Origin of the sequence: Paenibacillus sp. N3.4, assembly GCF_008017805.1 — a bacterium.
Lineage (GTDB): Bacteria > Bacillota > Bacilli > Paenibacillales > NBRC-103111 > Paenibacillus_E.
Genome location: NZ_VRTT01000032.1, coordinates 26,112 through 48,702, shown reverse-complemented (window position 1 = coordinate 48,702; position 22,591 = coordinate 26,112). Strand labels below are relative to the sequence as shown.

17 protein-coding genes and 1 pseudogene are annotated in these 22,591 nt (G+C 47.7%); 11 read left to right on the top strand and 7 right to left on the bottom strand.

Features of this window, described 5'->3' with window-relative positions; genetic code table 11:
- The first annotated feature begins 147 nt into the window (after window positions 1–147).
- The 11 genes and pseudogenes from secA (at window position 148) to argH (ending at window position 13,701) form a co-directional block, all read left to right on the top strand.
- A complete protein-coding gene (gene secA / locus FU659_RS17470) occupies window positions 148–2,664 on the top strand; it encodes a preprotein translocase subunit SecA (RefSeq protein WP_147948782.1) in 2,517 nt (838 codons plus the stop codon).
- A gap of 47 nt (window positions 2,665–2,711) precedes the next feature.
- Window positions 2,712–3,828, top strand: a protein-coding gene (prfB, locus tag FU659_RS17465; RefSeq protein ID WP_147948751.1) for a peptide chain release factor 2 whose coding sequence is annotated in 2 segments (ribosomal slippage) — window positions 2,712–2,783 and window positions 2,785–3,828 — 1,116 coding nt in all. Because the reading frame shifts where the segments join, the coding sequence is not laid out codon by codon here.
- 159 nt (window positions 3,829–3,987) lie between these two features.
- A complete protein-coding gene (locus FU659_RS17460) occupies window positions 3,988–4,857 on the top strand; it encodes a YitT family protein (RefSeq protein ID WP_147948750.1) in 870 nt (289 codons plus the stop codon).
- A gap of 425 nt (window positions 4,858–5,282) precedes the next feature.
- Window positions 5,283–6,332, top strand: a complete 1,050-nt coding sequence (argC, locus tag FU659_RS17455) for an N-acetyl-gamma-glutamyl-phosphate reductase (RefSeq protein WP_147948749.1) — start codon at window positions 5,283–5,285, stop codon at window positions 6,330–6,332.
- A gap of 16 nt (window positions 6,333–6,348) precedes the next feature.
- A complete protein-coding gene (gene argJ, locus FU659_RS17450) occupies window positions 6,349–7,590 on the top strand; it encodes a bifunctional glutamate N-acetyltransferase/amino-acid acetyltransferase ArgJ (protein WP_147948748.1) in 1,242 nt (413 codons plus the stop codon).
- Window positions 7,591–7,635: 45 nt separating this feature from the next.
- On the top strand, window positions 7,636–8,406 hold the full coding sequence (argB, locus tag FU659_RS17445) for an acetylglutamate kinase (RefSeq protein WP_147948781.1): 771 nt from the start codon (window positions 7,636–7,638) through the stop codon (window positions 8,404–8,406).
- Between the two features lie 28 nt (window positions 8,407–8,434).
- Complete coding sequence (locus tag FU659_RS17440; RefSeq protein WP_147948747.1) at window positions 8,435–8,725, top strand: hypothetical protein; 291 nt, start codon at window positions 8,435–8,437, stop codon at window positions 8,723–8,725.
- Between the two features lie 42 nt (window positions 8,726–8,767).
- Window positions 8,768–9,964: an acetylornithine transaminase gene (locus FU659_RS17435; RefSeq protein ID WP_147948746.1), complete on the top strand. Its 1,197-nt coding sequence runs from the start codon at window positions 8,768–8,770 to the stop codon at window positions 9,962–9,964.
- 25 nt (window positions 9,965–9,989) lie between these two features.
- Window positions 9,990–10,949, top strand: a complete 960-nt coding sequence (gene argF, locus FU659_RS17430; protein WP_147948745.1) for an ornithine carbamoyltransferase — start codon at window positions 9,990–9,992, stop codon at window positions 10,947–10,949.
- Between the two features lie 24 nt (window positions 10,950–10,973).
- Complete coding sequence (locus tag FU659_RS17425; RefSeq protein ID WP_147948744.1) at window positions 10,974–12,212, top strand: argininosuccinate synthase; 1,239 nt, start codon at window positions 10,974–10,976, stop codon at window positions 12,210–12,212.
- A 74-nt stretch (window positions 12,213–12,286) separates the two neighbouring features.
- Window positions 12,287–13,701 (top strand): annotated as a pseudogene (argH, locus tag FU659_RS17420) (argininosuccinate lyase).
- A 235-nt stretch (window positions 13,702–13,936) separates the two neighbouring features.
- On the opposite strand, the gene FU659_RS17415 reads toward argH, so the two are convergent.
- The 7 genes from FU659_RS17415 to FU659_RS17385 form a co-directional block, all read right to left on the bottom strand.
- Window positions 13,937–14,821 carry a DUF4097 family beta strand repeat-containing protein gene (locus tag FU659_RS17415; RefSeq protein ID WP_147948743.1) on the bottom strand — a complete coding sequence of 295 codons (885 nt, stop codon included), beginning with the start codon at window positions 14,819–14,821 and terminating at the stop codon, window positions 13,937–13,939.
- 3 nt (window positions 14,822–14,824) lie between these two features.
- Window positions 14,825–15,541: a DUF1700 domain-containing protein gene (locus FU659_RS17410; protein WP_147948742.1), complete on the bottom strand. Its 717-nt coding sequence runs from the start codon at window positions 15,539–15,541 to the stop codon at window positions 14,825–14,827.
- 144 nt (window positions 15,542–15,685) lie between these two features.
- Complete coding sequence (locus tag FU659_RS17405; RefSeq protein WP_147948741.1) at window positions 15,686–17,149, bottom strand: VanW family protein; 1,464 nt, start codon at window positions 17,147–17,149, stop codon at window positions 15,686–15,688.
- A 162-nt stretch (window positions 17,150–17,311) separates the two neighbouring features.
- Window positions 17,312–18,145 carry a carbohydrate ABC transporter permease gene (locus tag FU659_RS17400; protein WP_147948740.1) on the bottom strand — a complete coding sequence of 278 codons (834 nt, stop codon included), beginning with the start codon at window positions 18,143–18,145 and terminating at the stop codon, window positions 17,312–17,314.
- Between the two features lie 17 nt (window positions 18,146–18,162).
- Window positions 18,163–19,065, bottom strand: coding sequence for a carbohydrate ABC transporter permease (locus FU659_RS17395; protein ID WP_147948739.1), 903 nt, complete (start codon window positions 19,063–19,065; stop codon window positions 18,163–18,165).
- A 75-nt stretch (window positions 19,066–19,140) separates the two neighbouring features.
- Window positions 19,141–20,436 (bottom strand): ABC transporter substrate-binding protein, encoded by a 1,296-nt coding sequence (locus tag FU659_RS17390; protein ID WP_147948738.1) that lies wholly within the window; start codon window positions 20,434–20,436, stop codon window positions 19,141–19,143.
- Between the two features lie 18 nt (window positions 20,437–20,454).
- On the bottom strand, window positions 20,455–22,557 hold the full coding sequence (locus FU659_RS17385) for an amylo-alpha-1,6-glucosidase (protein ID WP_147948737.1): 2,103 nt from the start codon (window positions 22,555–22,557) through the stop codon (window positions 20,455–20,457).
- Between the last annotated feature and the right edge of the window lie 34 nt (window positions 22,558–22,591).

The window sequence follows — 22,591 nt, the reverse complement described above, 5'->3', positions numbered from 1 at the left end:
ATTCAATCCTACAAAAATAAGCGGAAACGTGATCTTTTTGCAGGATTTGGACAGTTTATAGGTAGGAGAACGTTAGCGTTTGTTGCGGCAGGACCGTCAAAGGTGGTACAATTTAAGGATACGAATGTAAGGGAAAGGGGTTCACCGATGTTAGGACTTGTGAAGAAAATTTTTGGTGATTCCAATGAGCGGGAAATTAAACGGATGCTCAAAGCCGTTGATTATATCAATGGTCTGGAAGCCGGCATTCAGCCGTTGTCCGATGAAGCGCTGAAGGACAAAACAGTAGAGTTCAGAAACCGCTTGGAAAAGGGCGAGGAACTGGATGATTTGTTGCCTGAAGCTTTTGCTGTAGTCAGAGAAGCAGCTAAACGTGTACTAGGCAAGCGTCATTACGACGTACAGCTTATTGGAGGTATGGTGCTCCACGAAGGCCGTATCGCTGAGATGAGAACAGGTGAAGGGAAGACGCTCGTAGGAACGCTTCCTGTTTATTTGAATGCTTTGCTGGGTAGAGGCGTGCATGTGGTTACGGTCAATGATTACTTGGCGCAGCGCGATAGCGGCGAGATGGGGCAAATTTACGAGTTTCTTGGTTTAACGGTTGGGGTCAATCTTCATGACCTGTCTCATGAGGAGAAGCAAGCGGCTTATGCTTGCGACATAACCTATGGAACGAATAATGAGTATGGCTTCGATTATCTTCGCGATAACATGGTGCTGTATAAAGAGCAGATGGTTCAACGTCCGCTGTATTTTGCGGTTATAGATGAAGTTGACTCCATTCTCGTCGATGAGGCGAGAACACCGCTTATTATCTCCGGACAAGCTGCCAAATCAACGGACTTGTACTACGCGGCTGACCGTTTTGTGGCGAAGCTTAAAGAAGAAGAGGATTATTCGATTGATATTAAAGTACGTTCCGTCGCGTTGACTGAGGAAGGTGTGGCGAAAGCGGAGCGGGCATTTGGCATTGAGAACTTATTCGATCATCAGAATGTAAATATTAATCATCACGTGACACAAGGACTCAAAGCGCGTTTTATTATGAAGCGCGATGTAGATTATGTGGTACAAGATGACGAAGTTATGATCGTTGATGAATTTACAGGCCGTATTATGACAGGCCGTCGCTATAGTGATGGGCTGCACCAAGCCATTGAGGCCAAAGAGCAGCTGCAGGTTCAGAACGAGAGCATGACGCTGGCGACGATTACGTTCCAGAATTATTTCCGGATGTATCGCAAATTGGCGGGTATGACGGGTACGGCGAAGACGGAAGAAGAAGAGCTCAAGAAAATTTACGGTCTTGAGGTTATCACGGTGCCAACGAACCGTCCGATGATTCGTAAAGATATGCCGGATATCGTGTACAAGTCCGAAAAGGGCAAATTCGGCGCGGTTGTGGAAGAAATTGTGGCACGCAACAAATCCAATCAGCCTGTGCTCGTAGGTACGATCTCCATTGAGAACTCCGAACTGCTGTCAGAGATGTTAAAGCGTAAAGGTGTTCAACATAAAGTGCTCAATGCGAAGTACCATGCGGAAGAGGCAGAAATTGTCGCGCGCGCTGGCCAACCGGGTTCGGTGACAATCGCAACAAACATGGCAGGACGCGGTACGGACATTGTGCTTGGTGAAGGCGTACATGAGGCAGGTGGACTGCATATCATAGGTACAGAACGTCATGAAAGCCGACGGATCGATAACCAACTGCGCGGACGCGCAGGCCGTCAAGGTGACCCAGGTTCCTCCCAGTTCTACCTCTCTTTAGAGGATGAATTAATGAAGCGTTTTGGCGCGGAAAATATTATGGCGATGATGGACCGCCTGGGGATGGAAGAAGATCAACCGATCGAGAGCAAACTGATTTCTCGTGCAGTAGAATCGGCCCAAAAGCGCGTTGAAGGAAACAACTTTGATGTGCGTAAAGTCGTTCTTCAGTATGACGACGTGATGAACCAACAACGTGAAATTATTTATAAACAGCGTCGCGAGCTGCTGGAATCCGAGAACATCCGCGAAGTTATCGAGGGTATGATCAATTCGGTTATCGAACGCGTAGTGAAAGCACACTGTCCGGAAGACCAAATTCCGGAAGAGTGGGAGCTGCATGAGGTTGCTAACTTCGTGAACAACAATTTGCTTCATGAAGAAGCTCAAATGACGGATCAAGATATTTGGGGCAAAGAGCAAGAAGAAATTATTGAGTACATCAAGGCTTTGGTTAGCAAACGTTATACGGAACGTGAAGAGGAGATCGGCGAAGAATTCATGCGTGAATTCGAGAAAGTTGTTGCTCTTCGCGCGGTAGACAGCAAATGGATGGATCACATTGATGCCATGGATCAATTGCGTCAAGGTATCCACTTGCGTGCTTATGGCGGTACGGACCCTCTTCGCGAGTATCAATTTGAAGGCTTCGAGATGTTCCAAGAGATGATTGACAGCATTCGTGAAGAAGTAGCGATGTACATTATGAAAGCTCACGTACAAAGCAATCTGGAGCGTCAAGCGGTAGCCGAAGGCCAAGCGGTTGATCCGAAGAACGAAGCTGGCGGTAAGAAGCCGCTAGTTCGGGACGAAGAGCGCGTAGGTCGAAACGATCCGTGCCCATGCGGCAGTGGCAAAAAGTTCAAAAACTGCCACGGACAAGGCAGCTAAATAGCAAGGCATACCTGTGCACAACCAGAATAAATGAGGTGTAAGACATGCTGGAACCAGAAGTAAAGCAAGACTTAAGAGAAACAGCAAAGCGACTATCCGAATTACGGGGGTCTCTTTGACTTAGATCATAAACTTGAAGCTATCGGAGATTTTGAGGAAAAAATGGGGGCGCCGGACTTCTGGGACGACAATGAACGTGCCCAGAAGACCATTGCTGAACTGAACGTGATCAAAAGTGTTGTTGATCAGTTCCAAGGTTTTTCCAACGATTTTGACGACTTGCAGCTGATGGTTGAACTGGAAGAAGAGGAAGGCGACGCAGGTCTGGCGACAGAAATTGAGGCCGGCATCTCGGCTCTTATGAAGAAACTCGAAACCTTCGAGCTTGGCTTGCTGCTCAATCAACCCTATGATCGATTGAATGCCATTCTGGAGCTGCATCCAGGAGCAGGCGGCACGGAGTCGCAGGACTGGGCCGAGATGCTGCTGCGCATGTACCGCCGTTGGGCGGAAAAGCGCGGCTACAAAGTGGATGTGCTCGACTACTTGCCTGGCGACGAAGCCGGCGTGAAAAGTGTCACGCTGCAGATTACAGGCTTCAACGCCTACGGGTACTTGAAAGCAGAGAAGGGCGTGCATAGGCTTGTGCGGATTTCGCCGTTCGATGCCTCGGGCAGACGGCACACGTCTTTTGCGTCGTGCGACATCATGCCGGAGATTGAGGACGATACAGAGGTAGAGATCCGCACCGAGGATCTCAAGATCGATACGTATCGCGCCAGCGGCGCCGGCGGTCAGCATATTAACACGACGGACTCGGCGGTGCGGATCACGCATATGCCAACAGGTGTCGTGGTCAGCTGTCAACAAGAGCGCTCGCAGATCAAGAACCGCGAGAAAGCGATGAAAATGCTGCGTTCCAAGCTGTACGAGAAGAAAATAGAAGCCCAATTGAAGCATCTCGCAGAAATTCGCGGCGAGCAGTCTGACATTGGATGGGGAAGCCAAATTCGTTCCTACGTGTTTCATCCTTACAGTATGGTTAAGGACCATCGGACTTCAACTGAAACGGGTAACGTTGGAGCCGTGATGGACGGCGATCTCGATCCTTTCATCGACGCGTACTTGCGTCTTCAGATCCGCAAGCCGGAGGAATCCTAGGGGAGCGTAAACTCACTAGGATCTCAGGGAGCCTGAAATGGAGAGCCTGTTTAGCCTCAGGGGTCTAGCTTCTGGATAAGGTCAAACGCATAGATGACGAATTGGACGATCATCCTACACCTACAAGGTGTAGGATTTTTGTGAAGAGGAGGGCCTTGTATGGCCAGAAAAGAACCGCGTATTCGGATAGGAAGTCCTGCACATACGGTATTTGAATATACGCTGATGGTTATAGGTTCGTTGATTATGGCGGCTAGCTTTAATTGTTTTTTGAACCCGAATCAGATTGCCACAGGTGGGGTTTCAGGTCTTTCTACCATTATTCAACATCTAACTCAATGGAACCCCGCCCTCATACAGTGGGCACTGAATATTCCTATTTTCCTATTGGCACTTTGGCTGCTGGGTGGACATTTTGGTGTGAAGGCAGCGGTTGGATCTGTTATATTTCCGCTCTGCGTGCTGCTGACAAGCCATTTAGGTACACCTACGCACAATCCTTTGCTTGCAGCCGTATATGGCGGAATAGGCGTCGGACTTGGACTTGGTATTGTTTTTAAAGGACGTGGTTCCACAGGTGGGTTGGGTCTAGCCGCGCAAATTTTACATAAATACTCAGGATTAAGTTTAGGTTTTTCGGTTGCAGTGTTTGACGGTTTCGTGATTTTAAGCTCTGCGCTTGTATTCACACCGGAAAATGCGCTGTATGGACTGATCGGACTGTTTGTCACAACAAAAACGATTGATGTAGTACAGCTTGGGTTCAATTATGCAAAGGTAGCATTCATTATTTCCGATCATACAGAGGCCATTCGCAAGGCTATTTTGTATGACTTGGATCGTGGACTAACCGAACTTAGCGGCTCAGGAGGATTTACCGGTGAATCAAGAACGGTCATGATGGTTGTGGTCAAGCAGAATGAAGTCAGCCGTTTGAAAACACTGGTTCAATCTGTTGATCCGCAGGCTTTTGTCATTTTGAGCGAAACGAATGAGGTATTAGGGGAAGGATTCAAGAAACATGCCTAAAATTTAGAAACCATCCACCGACTGTGGATAACTTGTGCATATTTTGTGGATAAATAATCTCGTTATCCACAGCTAAGCAAAATTTAGTTGCCGAGAAATAGGGCTGCTAAAATGGGCTCAAACGCAGAATTTGCTTGTATACCGTTCTCTTTGGGATAATAAAATGGTAGTTCCGACTGACGACCATCATATCTGTTTTTTCATTCACATGATTGGGTATTTGGATGCATAATATGTATATTTTTGCTCAGAACAGAACAAAAGTGATCCACTTTAAATAAGCTGTAATGGACATGAAAAACCCTTGAAAGTCCTTGTGAGGACACTAGAAATAGGCACAAAGCAGTCTGAAAAATTTCATTGAATTATTATGTATACGATTGTATAATAATACATATATTTTGGGGACGTCTGGAGGAATTCAAATGAGTCATGGAATAAGAGCGGCTATCATAGGTGCAACGGGTTATGGCGGAGCGGAATTAATTCGTCTTTTGCAAGCACATCCGTTGGTGCAAATCACTTCAGTCATATCAACTTCGAATGCAGGAGCACCGCTCGCGGAGCATTTTCCGCATTTGCAGGAGATTGTTCTGGATGTTTTAGATGTGTTGGACGTTAATTTGATTGCAGGTAAAGCAGATGTCGTGTTCTTGGCGACACCAGCGGGTGTCAGCGCAGAGCTATCGCCGAAGCTTTTGGAAGCTGGCTTAAAGGTCATTGATATTTCAGGAGATCTGAGATTGAAATCCAGTGCTGATTATGAGAAATGGTATAAAAAAGCGCCTGCTCGCGAAGAAGATCTGGCGCGTTCTATATATGGGTTGTCCGAAGTGTTCGGAGATGAAGTGAAAGGCGCGGATTTAATCGCTAATCCGGGTTGTTACCCGACGGCCACTTTATTAGGCTTAATTCCTGCCGTTGAAGCGGGTTGGATTGACCCATCGACGATTATTATCGATGCGAAATCCGGTGTGTCCGGCTCAGGGCGTGGGGTTAACCTCGGTGTGCATTATGCCGAAGTAAACGAAAATCTTACAGCGTATAAAGTAAATAAGCATCAGCATATTCCGGAAATCGAGCAAGCGCTTAGCCGTATTGCAGGCAAACCGGTTGTTACAACGTTTACGACACATCTTACACCTATGACACGCGGGATTATGGCGACGATGTATGCTTCTGTTATTGGCGAGCATACCGAAGAAGAGTTTATTGACTTGTATCGTCAGTATTATGAAGGGCGTAAATTCGTTCGTGTTCGCAACAAAGGCAAGCTGCCTTCTACGAAGGAAGTTTTCGCTTCGAACTACTGCGATATTGGATTTGCCGTGGATGAGCGCACCGGACGTGTGACCATCGTGTCGGTTATCGACAATGTGGTTAAGGGTGCTGCGGGTCAGGCGATTCAGAATTTAAATATTATGCAAGGCTGGGACGAATCGACAGGGCTGTTGTTCGCACCGGTTTATCCATAACTAGATGATAGGATAGGTGACGAACGAACATGTCAGTTCAAAGCAAGGATTTACAGTCGTTCCCGAAGGGACAGTAACGACGCCGAAAGGCTTTCGCGCAGGCGGTTTACACTGCGGTTTGAAGAAAACGGAGCGCTTTGATCTTGGCGCTATCGTCTGCGATGTGCCGGCGGCGGCAGCGGGTGTGTACACGCTGAACGCGTTCCAAGCGGCACCGCTGCGCGTGACGCAGGAAAGCATCGCCCAAGGCGGCAAGCTGCAGGCGATGATCGTCAACAGCGGCAACGCCAACGCGTGCACCGGCCAGCAGGGAGAGGACGACGCGCGTGCGATGCGCGCCGCAAGTGCGAAGGCGCTAGGCTTGGCGGAGCATCAAGTCGGCGTGACGAGCACAGGCGTAATCGGCGAATTACTGCCGATGGGCAAGGTGCTTAGCGGCATCGAGAAGCTGCCGCTTAAAGTGAAGGCAGACGGCGGAGACGACTTCTGCCAGGCGATCCTGACAACGGATCTTGTGCAGAAGATGACGTGCGTCCGTGTTGTCGTTGGCGGCAAAGAGGTTCACATTGCCGGGGCTGCCAAAGGTTCGGGGATGATTCACCCGAACATGGCGACGATGCTCGGTTTCATGACAACCGACGCTCCGATTGAGAGCGAGTACCTGCAGCTGCTGCTGAGCAGGATTACGGATAGCACGTTCAACATGATTACCGTTGACGGGGATACAAGCACCAACGACATGGTCGTGGCGATGGCGAGCGGACTTGCCGGCGGAGAAGCGCTGAATCCGGAGCATCCGGATTGGGAAGCGTTCGCGGCAGGGTTCCAATACGTTGGCGAATACCTCGCCAAAGCGATTGCGCGCGACGGAGAAGGCGCGACGAAGCTGATCGAAGCGACAGTGAGCGGTGCCGAGAGTGTCGACGCAGCACGCAAGATCGTCAAGTCGATCATCGGTTCCAGTCTTGTGAAGTCTGCCGTTTACGGCGCTGACGCGAACTGGGGTCGGATCATTGCGGCAGTAGGTTACTCGGGACAGCAGGTAAACGTGGATACAGTCGATATTCGTTTGGGCGATATCGCGGTTTTGGAGCAGTCGCGTCCGGTGAAGTTTGATGAGGAAGCGGCGCTTGCCTATTTGAAAACAGACACCATTCAAATTCATGTGAATTTAAATATGGGCACTAGCACGGCAACGGGCTGGGGCTGCGATTTGACTTACGACTATGTGCGAATCAATGCAGCATACCGCACATAAGGGAGCAAAGGGGAAACGGACGCAGTGAAGAACAATTGCTTTGTAATGAAATGCGGCGGAAGCACGCTTGCGGCATTGCCGGCCAGTTTTTTTGAAGATATGCGACAGCTGCAGGATGAAGGGATCGTAACTGTAATCGTTCACGGCGGCGGGCCTGCAATCTCAGAAACGCTAGGCAAGCTGGGCATTGAATCCGGCTTCGTGAACGGCCTGCGGGTAACGAATGAAGCGGTGCTTGATGTCGTCGAAATGGTGCTGTCCGGCCAGATCAACAAAGAGATCGTGCGACGTATTCAATTAACCGGAGCAGCAGCACTAGGGCTGTCTGGTGTAGATGGACATCTGATTGAAGCGAAGCCTGTAGCGAACAGTCACGAAGTGGGACTTGTCGGCGATGTGACGAAGGTGAATGCGGAGCTGATACAAGGTATCGTGAACATGGGTTACATTCCGGTTATCGCGCCAGTTGGACTTGGGGCTGATGGCGGGCAGCGCTACAACATTAATGCGGATACGGCAGCGGGTGCTGTTGCTTCTCACCTCGGTGTGGAGCAAATGGTTGTTGTGACCGACGTTCCTGGCATTATGAAGACCGTAGACGGCGAGAAGCAGGTGCTTCCTGTTGTGAGTGTAGCTGAGATCGAAGACATGATCGTGAGCGGTGATATCTACGGGGGAATGATTCCGAAGGTTCGTGCAGCGATTGCTTGTATACAAGGTAAAGTGCAGGAAGTTGTCATCGTGAACGGTGCGGAGCCTAATGTGCTTAGTAAAGTGCTGAAGGGTACGGGAATCGGAACTCGTATTGTGCGATAAGAATCTAGGGTTTTGAATGGAGTTAACCATGATGCAGCGGATTAGATTCATGTACAAACAATTCCTGAGAGAGCCCCTATGGTTTAAAGCACTGGTCATCATAACCTTATTGATCTCGTTCATTTTTAGCAGTTCCTCTTTTACGGAGCAGCCTTATTATCAAAGTATTTCTAAATTAGCGGCAGCGATCTTCTTTCTTGCCTATGGTATGAAATTTCGTAGAAATCGCATGATGTTTGTTCTCTTTTGTATAGGAGCATTATTATGCCTCTATTTATCTTGGCATCGTTTTGAAATCGCGTATTTTGGGGCGGGGTAACCTGCTTCCATCTAATTACAAACTTTTAAGGAGGGAATCTACATGAGTGAAACGGGAAAAAGCTCGCTATTTCCAACTTACGCCAGATATCCAATTACGCTGGTAAAGGGAGAGGGCAGCCGACTGTGGGACGATACGGGCAAGGAATATATCGATTTAATGAGCGGGATTGCGGTGACCAATCTTGGGCATGCTCCTCAAGCGGTTAAAGAGCAGTTGGTCGAGCAGTTGGATCAGCTTTGGCATGTGAGCAACTTGTTCCATATTCCGAATCAGGAGAAGCTGGCTGGGTTGCTTACAGACAATAGCTGCGCGGATGCGGTATTTTTCTGCTCAACAGGAGCGGAAGCGAATGAGGCAGCGATTAAATTAGCTCGTCGCTACTCCCAGAAGGTGCTGAACAACGGTCGGTACGAGATTATTACGTTCAACATGTCGTTTCACGGCCGGACATTAGCGACGTTGACGGCAACCGGACAAGATAAAGTAAAGGAAGGCTTCCATCCGCTTCCTGGCGGTTTCGTTTACGCGCCTTACAACGATATTGAGGCAGTTCGCGCTCTCGTGAACGATAAAACCTGTGCTATTATGATCGAAATGGTGCAAGGAGAAGGCGGTGTACTGCCGGCGGATCCAGCGTTCGTGAAGCAAATCGGTGAATTGTGTAAGCAAGAGAACCTGCTTTTGATCGTGGATGAAATCCAGACGGGTGTAGGACGTACAGGCAAGCTTTTTGCCTATGAGCATTACGGCGTGGAACCGGATATTTTTACGTTGGCCAAAGGTCTTGGCGCAGGTTTCCCGATTGGCGCAATGCTGGGCAAAGCGTTTCTGGCTGAAGGCTTCAGCGCAGGCAGTCATGGCTCAACATTTGGTGGAACACCGATTGCCACGGCAGCGGGAATTGCGTCGATTGAAACCATATTAGCTAACAAACTCCCGGAACGTGCGGCAGAGCTTGGCAAGTACACGGTTGAGAAGCTGGAAAGCAAGCTTGCAGGTAATCCGCTGATCGCCAAGATTCGTGGTGTAGGTCTGCTTATCGGTATCGAATGCACGCAACCGGCTGGCGAAATCATTAGTGAAATTCATAAACAAGGGGTACTTGTCATTCCTGCAGGACCTAATGTTATTCGTTTGGTGCCGGCTTTGACAATCCCGCAAGAGGATTTGGATCAAGCTTTGGACATCGTGTGCGCTGTGCTTTCCCAGAAGGCATCAACAGCAAGCAGCGTCTAGTTTACAAGTAGAGAGGTTGAATGAAATGAATATTGCCGTACAGGAAGAACTGGCTGCCCAGTTGAAGGGCAAAGATTTTCTTGCTTTGGTTGATTATACAACGGAAGAAATTGAATACTTAATCCATTATGGGATTGAGCTTAAACGCAAACAGAAAGCCGGGGAGCCGCATGCGGTGCTTGCCGGTAAAACATTAGGCATGATTTTCGAAAAATCTTCGACGCGGACGCGTGTTTCTTTTGAAGTGGGCATGTACCAGCTTGGAGGTCAGGCACTGTTTTTAAGCAAAAATGATCTGCAGCTTGGACGCGGTGAAACGGTTTGGGATACAGCACAGACACTATCTCGTTATCTCGATGGTATCATGATTCGTACGTTTGAACACCGTAAAGTGATTGATCTTGCACGTGGATCAACAGTTCCGGTCATTAACGGACTGACAGATTACGCACACCCTTGCCAGGTTATGGCTGATTATCAGACGGTTTTGGAGAAAAAAGGCCATTTAAAAGGCCTCAAGATAGCTTACATCGGGGACGGCAACAATATGGTTCATTCCCTTATGATGGGTGCAAGTAAGCTAGGTATGCATTTCGCGATTGCATCACCGGAAGGTTACGATCCGGATAAGGAAGTTTGCCAAATTTCCAAAGAGAATGCCGCACAAACAGGTGGCAGTGTACTCCTGACTCGTGACCCACGCGAAGCGATCGAGAATGCTGATATTGTTTACACGGACGTGTGGGCAAGCATGGGCTTTGAAGCCGAGCAGCAGGAGCGGGAACTTGCATTTAAGAACTATCAAATCAACGAAGACCTTGTAAAATATGCGAAAAATGACTACCTGTTCATGCACTGTTTGCCTGCACACCGCGGGGAAGAAGTAAGTGAGGGTGTGATCGACGGCGCACATTCCATCATTTTTGATCAAGCAGAAAATCGTCTTCATGCGCAAAAGGCTATCATGGCCGCGACAATGATATAAATAGAAACGGAGAGATTATTAAACATGGCTAAGGAAAAAATCGTACTCGCCTATTCCGGCGGGTTGGATACATCGGTTATCTTGAAATGGCTAAAAGAAACGTATGATGCGGAAATTATTGCTTTTACAGCGGATATCGGGCAAAAGGAAGAGCTGGACGGTCTGGAGGAAAAAGCACTCCAAACGGGTGCTTCCAAGATCTACATCGACGATTTGCGCGATGAGTTCGCGAAGGATTTCATCAACCCGATGTTCCAAGCGGGTGCTTTGTATGAAGGGCAATACCTGCTCGGCACAAGCATTGCGCGTCCGTTGATTGCGAAGCGCATGGTCGAGATTGCCCGCGCTGAAGGCGCAACAGCGATTGCTCACGGAGCAACCGGTAAAGGGAATGACCAAGTGCGCTTCGAGCTGACAGCAGCGGCGTTGGCGCCTGAGCTGTCCGTCATCGCGCCTTGGCGTTTGGAAGCATTCCGCGAACAGTTCCCTGGGCGCGCTGAAATGATCGCTTATGCCGAGAAACACGGCATTCCGGTTCAGGCATCTGCGGCGAAGCCGTATTCCACTGACCGTAACTTGCTGCACATCTCCTTTGAGAGCGGCGTATTGGAAGATCCTTGGTTCGATGCAGCGGCAGATGAGAATAAAGGCATGTACGTACTAAGCGTGGCTCCGGAGGATGCGCCGGATCAAGCTGAGTACATCGAGTTGGAATTCGAAAAAGGCGACTGCGTAGCTCTGAACGGTGCGAAACTGACGCCGCTTCAAGTGATGGAAGCACTGAACGAAATCGGCGGCAAGCACGGTATTGGCCGTGTGGACATGGTTGAGAACCGTTTCGTTGGCATGAAGAGCCGCGGCGTGTACGAAACTCCGGGCGGTACGATCCTTTTCACGGCTCACCGCAAAATGGAATCCCTCACGATGGACCGTGATGTGATGCACCTTCGTGACTCTTTGATCACGAAATATGCAACACTTGTTTACAACGGCTTCTGGTTCGCTCCTGAACGTTTGGCTATTCAAGCGCTTGTGGAAGAAAGCCAGAAAAATGTGACGGGAACAGTACGCTTGAAATTGTACAAAGGCAACGTAATGGCTGCTGGCGTGAAGAGCCCAGTATCTTTATATAATCCGGAAATTGCTACGATGGAAGCAGATCCGACAAAAGCTTATGACCAAGGCGATGCTACAGGCTTCATCCGTTTGAATGCCCTTCGTCTGAAAGTATCTTCTGGCGTGGAACAAAACGCAAAGAAGTAGTTTCATAGCCAGTGTGAAATAGGCTTTCCTCTGTGGAAAGCCTTTAGGTTGTAATTATGAGAGGAGCATCTATCGTGTCAAAGCTTTGGGGTGGACGATTCACAAAACAAACCGACCAATTGGTTGAAGAATATACAGCATCGATTACTTTGATAAAGAGCTGGCAGAGGAGGATATTCAAGGTAGCCTAGCGCATGTTACTATGCTTGGCAAATGCGGGATCCTGCCTGCGGATGACGTTGAGAAGATCAAGGATGGCCTTCATGCTGTGCAGGGGATGATTCGCCGCGGCGAGCTGGAGTATTCCGTGCATAATGAAGATATTCATATGAATATCGAGAAAACGTTGATCGACCTGATCGGTCCTGTTGGCGGCAAGCTGCATACGGGACGCAGTCGTAACGATCAAGTGGCGACAGATATGCATCTTTACTTGCGTAAGCGTGTAGTAGAATTTGTAGGACTTTTGATCAAATTACAGGAAGCATTGCTTGAGCAAGCCAAGAACAATATCGATACGATTGTTCCGGGTTATACGCATCTGCAGCGTGCGCAGCCGATCCTGTTTGCGCATCATCTGATGGCTTACGTCAGCATGTTTCAACGTGATCTTGAGCGCTTGCAGGACAGCTACAAGCGTGTCAATATCCTGCCGCTGGGCGCTGGCGCGCTAGCTGGCACAACGTTCCCGATCGACCGCCATTTCGTGGCGTCGCAGCTTGGGTTCGAACGCGTGTACGAGAACTCCCTGGATGCGGTCAGCGACCGTGATTTCATTCTGGAGTTCCTCTCTAACGCGTCCATGATCATGATGCACCTTTCTCGCTTCAGCGAGGAGATGGTGCTCTGGTCCAGCACGGAGTTCGCGTTCGTCGAACTCGATGATGCGTTCTGCACCGGCAGCTCGATTATGCCGCAGAAGAAGAACCCGGACGTCGCTGAGCTCGTTCGTGGTAAAACAGGCCGCGTCTACGGCAACTTGTTCGGTCTGATGACCGTACTCAAGTCGCTGCCGCTTGCTTACAACAAAGACATGCAGGAAGATAAAGAAGGCATGTTCGATACCGTGCGCACGTTACAGGGGGCGCTGCAGTTGTTCGCTCCGATGGTTTCCACGATGAAAGTGAATACGGAGCGAATGAGACAAGCGGTGAATCAGGACTTCTCAAACGCAACGGATATCGCGGACTACCTGGTGAACAAAGGGCTTCCTTTCCGTCAAGCTCACGAAGTCATCGGCAAAACCGTACTCTATTGCATCCAAAACAAAAAATATCTGCTTGATATGAGTATCGATGAATTCAAAACGTTCTCAAGCCTCTTCGAGTCCGATATATATCAGGTGTTACAGCCTGAGCAGGTGGTTAATGCTCGTAACGTTTACGGCGGAACAGCCAGCAACCAAGTTACGGAAGCTATTGCCCGCGCAGAGCAAGTGTTGGAGCAGTCAAACGAGTGGTTACAGGAGTATTTGGACAAAAGTAAATAAGTCCTGTTTATGTGAAAAAGGGACTGTCTTAAAAGTCATTTCCGGAAAGTTTAGCCTCACGTTTCACGTAATATTGGGAAAAAAAGAACCTTCAACTCCACTTTTATAGTGGTTTTGAAGGTTTTTTTTGACATATTATGAGATGAACTCACTCAAGTTTACCCTTTTGGGACAAACCCCATTTTTTCATGTAAAGAAGAAAGCATAGAATTTGACCGATAAAATGATCATGCGTTTATTTGCCGCTAACATTAATCGAGCCTGTATCTGTTCTTAGAAATATTTTTTTACTGCCGTCCCCGATAGTGCCTTTAATCGAATTGTGACTTTGTTTAGTCATCGTAACATCGGGTATGTCTAGATGAACGCTGCCGACATCAGTAGCTAGATCAAAGCTCGCTCCGGCTGGCGGTGGATCTAGTTGAAGGCGAATACTGCCTGTATCGGATTGTAATGTGACCGAGTCACCGATATCATGAAGTTTAGCCGAAATACTGCCTGTATCTGTTTTCAGCTTTACCTCGCCCTGACCTTCGCCCACTGTGATACGTCCGGTATCCGTTTGAGCACTAAGCTGCTTTCCGATATAACTTTCTATGGTAATAGAACCCGTGTCTGCACTTGCAGTAAGCTTCTCGGCTTTCACTTCTTTGAAATTTATGGATCCGGTATCGGAAGCAACAGTGATCGCTTTGAACATTTTATCCGGAAGGGCTACTTCGGTTCTTAGACCGGGACCCCGGTTCAGGATCAAACTTTTTAATTCCGTTAAATCAAAGTTAATATGAATTTTTTTCCGATCTTTACAAACATCAACGCGCCATGCGTTAGAGCCTTCGGTTACGGCCTCAATGGTGCAATCCTTGGCCCGATCTTTGCTAAGCATCCCCACTAAGTGCACTTTAATTTCATTCGTGTCACTGGGGATAAAGGTAACTTTGGAAATGTCAGTTTGAATACTTAAGGTATCGATATTGGCAGCGGAAATTTTCTTTTCCACATCCACATTGGCAAGTCCTTCATTCATATCCCACGTTTTAAAAGATAGCGCAGCTCCGATAATGCCAACTGCAAAGCAGACTAAGCCGATCAATAAGAAAAATTTCACTCCACGTTTCATGGCTTAAGCCCCCTTAATCAATTTGGCATTAAATTGAATGTACATTCGGCTTAGTTTAAAGAAAACTTTAATTAGCCATGTACTGAGTGTTGTCAGGATAATGCCAAGGCCAAAACAAGCAAGCAGCACGAATCCTGTGAATTGTAGATCGCCTCCGGTTCCTCCCAACAAGTTGCCCAGAATCCCTATAATTGGCGCTATGAGAAGCCCAAAGCCGGAAACAAATAAGGAAATCAATGTTGCGAAGACAGCAAACCATGGCCCGACGATGAAGATCAAGTTGAAAAATCCCAGTGCAATGCTAACAATAATCGCTTTAATGCCTGACTCTTGTTTAACAGGGTAAGGGTACGGATTTGCATGCATATGCGGATTTGGGTGATTATTTGGCACAAAGGGCGGGTAATCAGGGCGAGCTTGAGTTGGAGCTGATGTCCGAGACGGTTCCGGATTTGCATAAGATTTCTCGATGTTTACATGAATTGGACTTTTTACAGGCTCCTGCTGTGCACGAGGTGTCTCTTTGGGTGTTTCTTTGGAGGCATCCCAATTTGGAATTCTCGGATAGCCAAGTGACTGGGCTACATCATCTTCTTGTTTGCCGTTTTCAATTGCTTTTTGAAATAGTTCTTCATAAACAGATAATATATTTTGGCGTTCCTTCTCCGGAAGTCCGCGTAATCGGTGATTTAATTCTTTAAAATAATCCATTTTACTCATCGCCTAACCTCCTTGAGTGCTAACCTTATATGAGTATCATAATGGAAAAAAGTCATAGTGACCTAGTATCTAGAGTCATATGACCTGTCATTGTTTGATATGAAAAAGGGAAAAAGTTCGGTTTTTTAGATCTATAAGCCTATGTCATCGGAAATTAGGTCCCTTTACGCCATCTTCCAGGATCGGTTTACCGTTCTCGCCTTGGCTGCCTTCATCCGGTTTAATATCGCTGCGGTTTGAAGCCACGAGAGCAGGAACGGGAGAATAGCGATCTTTGGAGATGAGTTCTTTGCTAACGACAGAACCATTTTCCTTTTTATACCGATAAGTTTCGACGACGTATCCTTCTTTACCCGTGCTGATCGGCTTGATAGAGCCGCGGCTTATGCTGGGATTATGCAAATATTTGATTGTTGGTTGTATAGTTTCAATAATTTTCGACTCGACATCATAAGTAGTAGATGACGGCATACGGCCAAAAAGCTTTACAGTGACATCTCGATCTGTTGTTAGAGTACGTATAAGCAAATAGGCATCTGTAGTATTGCGGAATTTGAAGTTAATGTACCCGCCAGCGAAGGTAGCGTCCTGCCCTAGCGGTACGTAACTGACAGGCAGCGAATGATTGCGCCGCTCTACGATGGCAAGTCCGCTTCTCAGCACGGCGTTATACAAAGTGGTAGACACTTGGCATATACCGCCACCGATGCCGGGGACAAGCTTGCCGTTCAGAATGACAGGTGCTTCCTGATAGCCGAACTTCGTCTCGGTTTGCTCGATGATTTTACTATAATCAAAAGTCTCTCCGGGAGCTAGCAGCATGTCTTGGATGGAAGTAGCCGTAGAACGGATATTATGAATACGGCCTGCACCCGAGAGGGGAAAGGAGGTCGTGAACTCTGATATTTTGCGTTCAATTCCCTGGTTAGTCAGAGCATCAACCGTTATAGCTGGTTGCTCTTTATAAAGTGGCAGGGATACTTTTAGTGTCGTCTGCTCATCGGATATCGTTGCAATGGATGGCAGTTGCGCCTCAAGCTCTTTCAGTAGTGTGATTGTATCTAAACGAACGACACTGCGTTCGGGTTCGTACTGGATGGAGTCATCCGGTTTCACGATACGCCTTGCGGCAACAGGTTGGCGATCGTAGATTTCTTTCCAGCCTTGTTTTACAGCAGCATTAAGTTTACTTGCGTCTATGGAAACCGATAAAGGGATTTTTGCTTTACGTAAAGACCATCTGGCGGCAATTCTGTCCTCGATGGAAGCATGGAACAAGTGTTTCAAGGTGTCATCCAGCTGTTCTCTTTGAATAACCAGCCCCAGCTGCTCAAGCGTCATGTCTTTAGCAGCAACCTCCGTATCCGGTGAGGAGAGTTGCACCTTTATAGAGGCATAACGTTGCAGCTTCTGGTCCAATTGTTGTTGAAATTGCATATAAGACATGCCGCCAACCTTCCAGCCAGCAACCTGAATCTTTGAAGGCAGGGTCTGTCCGGTTCCGTACAGATAGAGTGTTCCGCCTCCAATGCCTGATAAGGAGGTGATTAGGGTTAAAGTCAGGATATATTTACGAATAGGCGATAAGTTGGAGGAGGTTGATGGCATGAGGAAGGACTCCTTTACGCTTACTTATGAGTAGTTCAGGCAAACGAATGCCTGTACTACCATATGTATCGTTAGCGAAGCTATTTTAGTACTTGCCCATGTATACAGGTTATTCAATAAACAAAAACCGCCCGAAAAAGTTCCGACGGTTCTCTGCATGTATTATTTGGTTCCTGTAAATGTAATCCCTTTGATGAAAAAGCGATTGCCGAATACATACACAAGTAAAGCTGGCAGGGTGAAAATCATAGATGCTGCCATAATATAGTTCCAATAGGAGATGTACTGGCCTTTGAATGTGTTTAAACCTAAAGGAAGTGTGAACATGGCGCGCTCAGACATAAAGAGAAGCGGTTTGAGGAATTCGTTCCATGAGCCCATGAAGGTGAAAATCGCCATCGCGGCAAGCGGTGGTCCAGCTAGCGGGAGTGCGACTCGGAAGAACATGCCTAAACGCGTCATGCCATCCATTTCAGCGGCTTCTTCCAATTCCTTGGGAAAACTAATGAAAAACTGGCGCATCATGAAAATATAAGTGGCTTGCACCGCCGCCGGAATAATCAGAGCGCTGAAGCTGTTTAGCCATCCAATATCTTTAATAATCAGATATTGCGGAATGAGGGTAACTTTGTCCGGCACCATCAGAATACTTAAGATGAAGAAGAAAATCAGCTTGTTGCCGGGAAAGTCAAAGCGGGCTAAGGAATACCCAGCTAAAGAGTTCAGCAGTAAATTGAGCAGGGTCACGGAGACACCAACCAATACGCTGTTCAGAAACCAGCGAGGGAACATCTGCTCGCTAGTGAAGATGTACTTGTAATTATCAAGCGTAAAATGCTTTGGAATAAACGATAATCCGGTCGTGGAGATTTCCGCAAGCGTTTTGAACGAAGCGGAGAGCGCCCAGAAAAACGGAATAACGGTGATGACGGCATATAGCAAAAGCATAACATAGGTCAATACGCGCGCAATGGAGCGGGTTTTGGAAGCTCCCATAGTGGGTCTCTCCTCTCTTAGTTCAATTTCTCTTCGCCGCCGAATAGCTTACGCTGGATCAACGTAACAACCATGATGGCGCAGGCTAGCATGAAGGCCAAGGCGGAAGCATAGCCCATGTCCAAATTCTTGAAGGCATATTGATAAATCAACAGCACGAGGGTCAATGTAGAGTTATCAGGGCCCCCAGAGCCGCTGGACAATATATAAGCCTGGTCAAAAAGTTGGAAGGTTCCGATTAATCCCATCGTTACCACGAAGAATGTAACTGGTTTGAGCATGGGGACTGTAATGGAAATGAATCTGCGCCAGGTTCCGGCGCCATCCAGTTCAGCCGCTTCATATAGCGTATCGGGAATATCCTGCAGCGCGGCTAAGTAAATAACCATAAATTGAGGCGCTGTGGAAAATATGTTCATAATCATAATACCTTTGAGGGCGACGCTAGGGTCTCCCAGCCAATTGTAGCTGTCCATGCCTATGAAATTGAGAATATCATTCAGTAATCCGTCGGATTTGTAAAGCCACATGAAAATAAGTGTAAGTACCGCGGATGAAGTAATTGTCGGCATGAAGTAGACAACTCTGAAAAAATTACGGAACTTAATTTTGGAATTGAGGACGGAGGCCATCAACATGGCGATTATGGTTTGTATGGGAACTACATATATGGCATATTCAACTGTATTCCGAAGCCCGATCCAGGCACGATCATCATCGGCGATGCGAGCAAAGTTGCGAAGCCCAATGAATTTATAACTTACTCCACCGAGCAGCTCAACCTTATGAAGAGAGAGGAAGACAGCATACAGAATAGGCAGTAAAAAGAAGGCGCCAAGCACGATCAGTGACGGAGAAACGAACAAATATCCAGAGATCGCGTCCCGCCACTTGCGGCGGTTCCAGCGTTGTTTTTTCATCAAAAGCCCCCCTTTCCGTAAAATGCCGTAAAAGAGGAAGCTAATCCTCTTTTACGGTGACTTTGCTATATGTGATTATTTCCCTGCGGCAATTTCTTTATTAGCGGTATCTTGCGCTTTTTTGAGCGCTTCTTCCAAGCTTACTTTGCCCTGGTAGGCGGAAATAAACTGATTGTTGAAGTTGTTCATGATTGTTGGCAATGTTTCTTTGGCTTGCCATGGAATGGAGTAGGAGTTACCAGCTACTAGTGCTGCGCGCAGCGGATCTTTGTCGAAGCCAAGTTCTGTGGCTACCGATTTACGGGTAGGCAGCGCTAAGCCTTTGCTAGTCCAAGTTTTCATGCCTTCTTTACCTGTCAGGTAAGAGATAAGTTCCCATGCTTCTTGCTTGTGCTTGGAGCTTTTGTTCATCACGTAAGCAACTGTGTAAGCCATTGTCGCTTTTTTACCGAAAGTAGTTGGTACTTCAGCTGTTCCGAAGTCAATATCTTTGAATGTGCTTTGCAGATATGGAATTGCCCAGTTTCCTTCGATAACCATCGAAGCTTTATGCTGTCCGAACATTTCGCCGCCCCAGCCTGCGCCAAGATCCTTCGGTTCACCTGCAGATTTGTCTTTCAAGTGCATATCAACAACGGGTTGTAAACCTTTTAACGCTTCAGGAGAAGAGAAAGCGGCATTGCCGTTATCGTCGGACACTTTACCGCCCGCGGCTTGAATCATGAACATTTGACGAGCCAATTCAGGCGCAGAGCCGAATCCGTAACGGGATACTTTACCGCCGTCAGCTTTTGTCAGCTTTTTGGCTGCATCTTGAAGCTCTTCCCAAGTTGTAGGCACCTTCGTGATACCAGCTTCCGCGAAATCTTTCTTGTTATAGAAAAGCGCTAGCGTAGAAGTATCTTTCGGGAAACCGTAGCTTTTGTTGTCTTTCCCTTTGAAAGCGTTCAGAAGCGGCGTTTCGAAGTCAGCAACGTCGAAGTCAGGCTTCACGTAGCTATCAAGCGGTTCGAGAACGTTTTTGGCAATGAGGGCAGGAGCTTCAAAGGCATCCAGGAAGAAGACGTCCGCGCCTTCACCACCGACCAAACGAGTTTTGATGACATCCATGTATTGATCCGCGATCACGTCAAATTTGACGGTAATGTTCGGATGTTTGGCTTGGAAATCTTTTAAAACTTGTTGAAATAATGCGGTTTCCTCAGGTGTGGAGCCCCAACCGTTCAATGTAATTGTGACCGGCTCTGTCGATTTAGCAGGGTTCGTTGCTGCAGGTGAAGGAGATGCGTTGTTCGTTTGACTGCCACAGCCGGAAATGACGATCATTGAGGATACAGCAGCTATGGAAATGCCAGTAAACCATTTTTTCATGTGATAGTGCCTCCCTTTTTATATGTGGTGAATCAATTGAAGCCCAGTCGAATTATGCAGCACGTTCACAACAGTAGTTTGCGTTTGTGGGTTAAGCTGAACGTGAAGGCTCAGTTTGCCTTGCGCTACCGTCATATTGCGGACAGTAAGTTCCGTCATGCCAGATGGCAGTACGGGATTCAACTGGATGGTACCGCCCAGTGTATCAGGCTCGATACCGAGCATCGTCTGTAAGAATACCAACGGAGTGCCTGCTGCCCAAGCTTGCGGTGAGCATGCTACCGGGTATGGTACCGGATCGCCTATGGCAGCGTCGTATCCGCAATATAATTCAGGCAATCTGTGGTACTCAAAACTTTCGGCTGCCTTCATTAAGCCTTCAATCACTTGCATCGTTTCTGCTTTGTAACCGGAGCGGCTCATGCCCAGCAGGATAAGTGAGTTATCATGCGGCCAAATGCTGCCGTCGTGATAGCTCATTGGGTTGTAACCGGAAGATTCTGTACTCATGGTCCGAATGCCGTAACCGCTAAACATGTCAGGAGCTACAAGCCTCCGCACCACGGATTCAGCGCGATCCGCCTGCAGCATACCGGACATGAGAACATGGCCTGGATTGGTTGTAACGGATTGAACTTGTTTCTTGTCAGCATCTAGGGCAATAGCGTAAAACCCTTCCTCTTCCATCCAAAAGCTTGCTTCAAAGCGTTGACGCAGATCTTCCGCAGAGCTTTCCAGCTCGTCCGCCATCGATTCTTTGCCCAGCTTGCGAAGAATAGGAGCTAGTTTCACTTTGGCATGATAGACGTATCCTTGTACTTCAGCTAGTGCAATTGGAGCTTTGGCATAATCGCCATTACTGTGGACGACAGAATCGCCGGAATCCTTCCAACCTTGGTTGGCAATCCCTTTAGAGGATTTCTGATAATATTCCACAAAACGGTCACCATCTGCATCGCCATACTTGTCGATCCAGTTTAAGGCCTGCTCGATGTTCGGCATCAATTGCTCGATTAGAGCCGTATCGCCTGTCCATTGCACATATTCTGCTGCAAGGAGTAGGAAAAGGGGGGTTGCATCAATCGTTCCATAGTAAGGTGTGAATGGAACTTGGTTCGTTAATGCAAGCTCGCCATAGCGAATCTCATGCATGATTTTACCCGGTTCCTCATCACGCCAAACATCTTGCTTGGTTCCTTGGTAGGAGGCCATTGTAAGCAATGTGCCTTTAGCTACATTGGGTTCTGCAGACAGCATTTGCAGCGCTGCAATTAAGCTATCGCGACCAAATGGGACGGCATACCAAGGTAGTCCGGCGACGGGGAAGTGACCATGCCCGAGGTCCGTAAGAAGCACGCGCAAATCTTGCAGCCCGCGATCGTACAAATGATTGAACAAAGGGAGATCGCTTTCTACGGAAGTAGTATTCGTATCCCATTCTTGGTAGGATGCTTTCAATTGCTCAATCGCTTGCTCAGCTGGTACTTGTTCAGGTCCCTGGTCATCGATATAAGGGGCGATAAAGAAAGTGACGGATTGCCGCTCCTTGGGAGCAAGCTCGAAGTTGAACGCTACTGTACCGTCTTCCTGAACAGTAGTCTCCTTACGATCCCAAGCAATATGCGTCTGACGTCCAACGCCATCTGTACCTTTGTAACGCTTGATCAGCTTCTGATCTTCCCGAACATCGGGAAGCATTTCGCCGAATGTCCCGTTCTGAAAGCCGCGCACAACGAACATATCAGCGAAGTCGCTTTCAAATTTAGCTGTAAAGTCGAAAGCAACAGCTTTTGGGAAATAGTTCGTGAAGGCGATGGTTTCATATAAAGCACCTTCGTAAATAAATCGTTGTCTTTCCAGTTCGACAGATTCTCTCCAAAGAATCAACTGCCCATCCGACTCCATATGAGGATTAGTCATACGAATGGTGGCGATATAGTTCGTTCCTGCGGATGAACTAAGCAGAATCGGCGTCATGCCGTTTATGCGAATTTCAAGCCCGCTTAGGAAGCGGGTATCTTTCGTATATAGACCGTGTCCTGCCTCATTATTAGCTGGAATATCGCCGGTTTTATCGGTCATGAAGAATAGATCATTCTCCTTAATGACTCGGTAATCCATTCGGGCCACCCCTTTTCTCTGTTATTCTTGATGA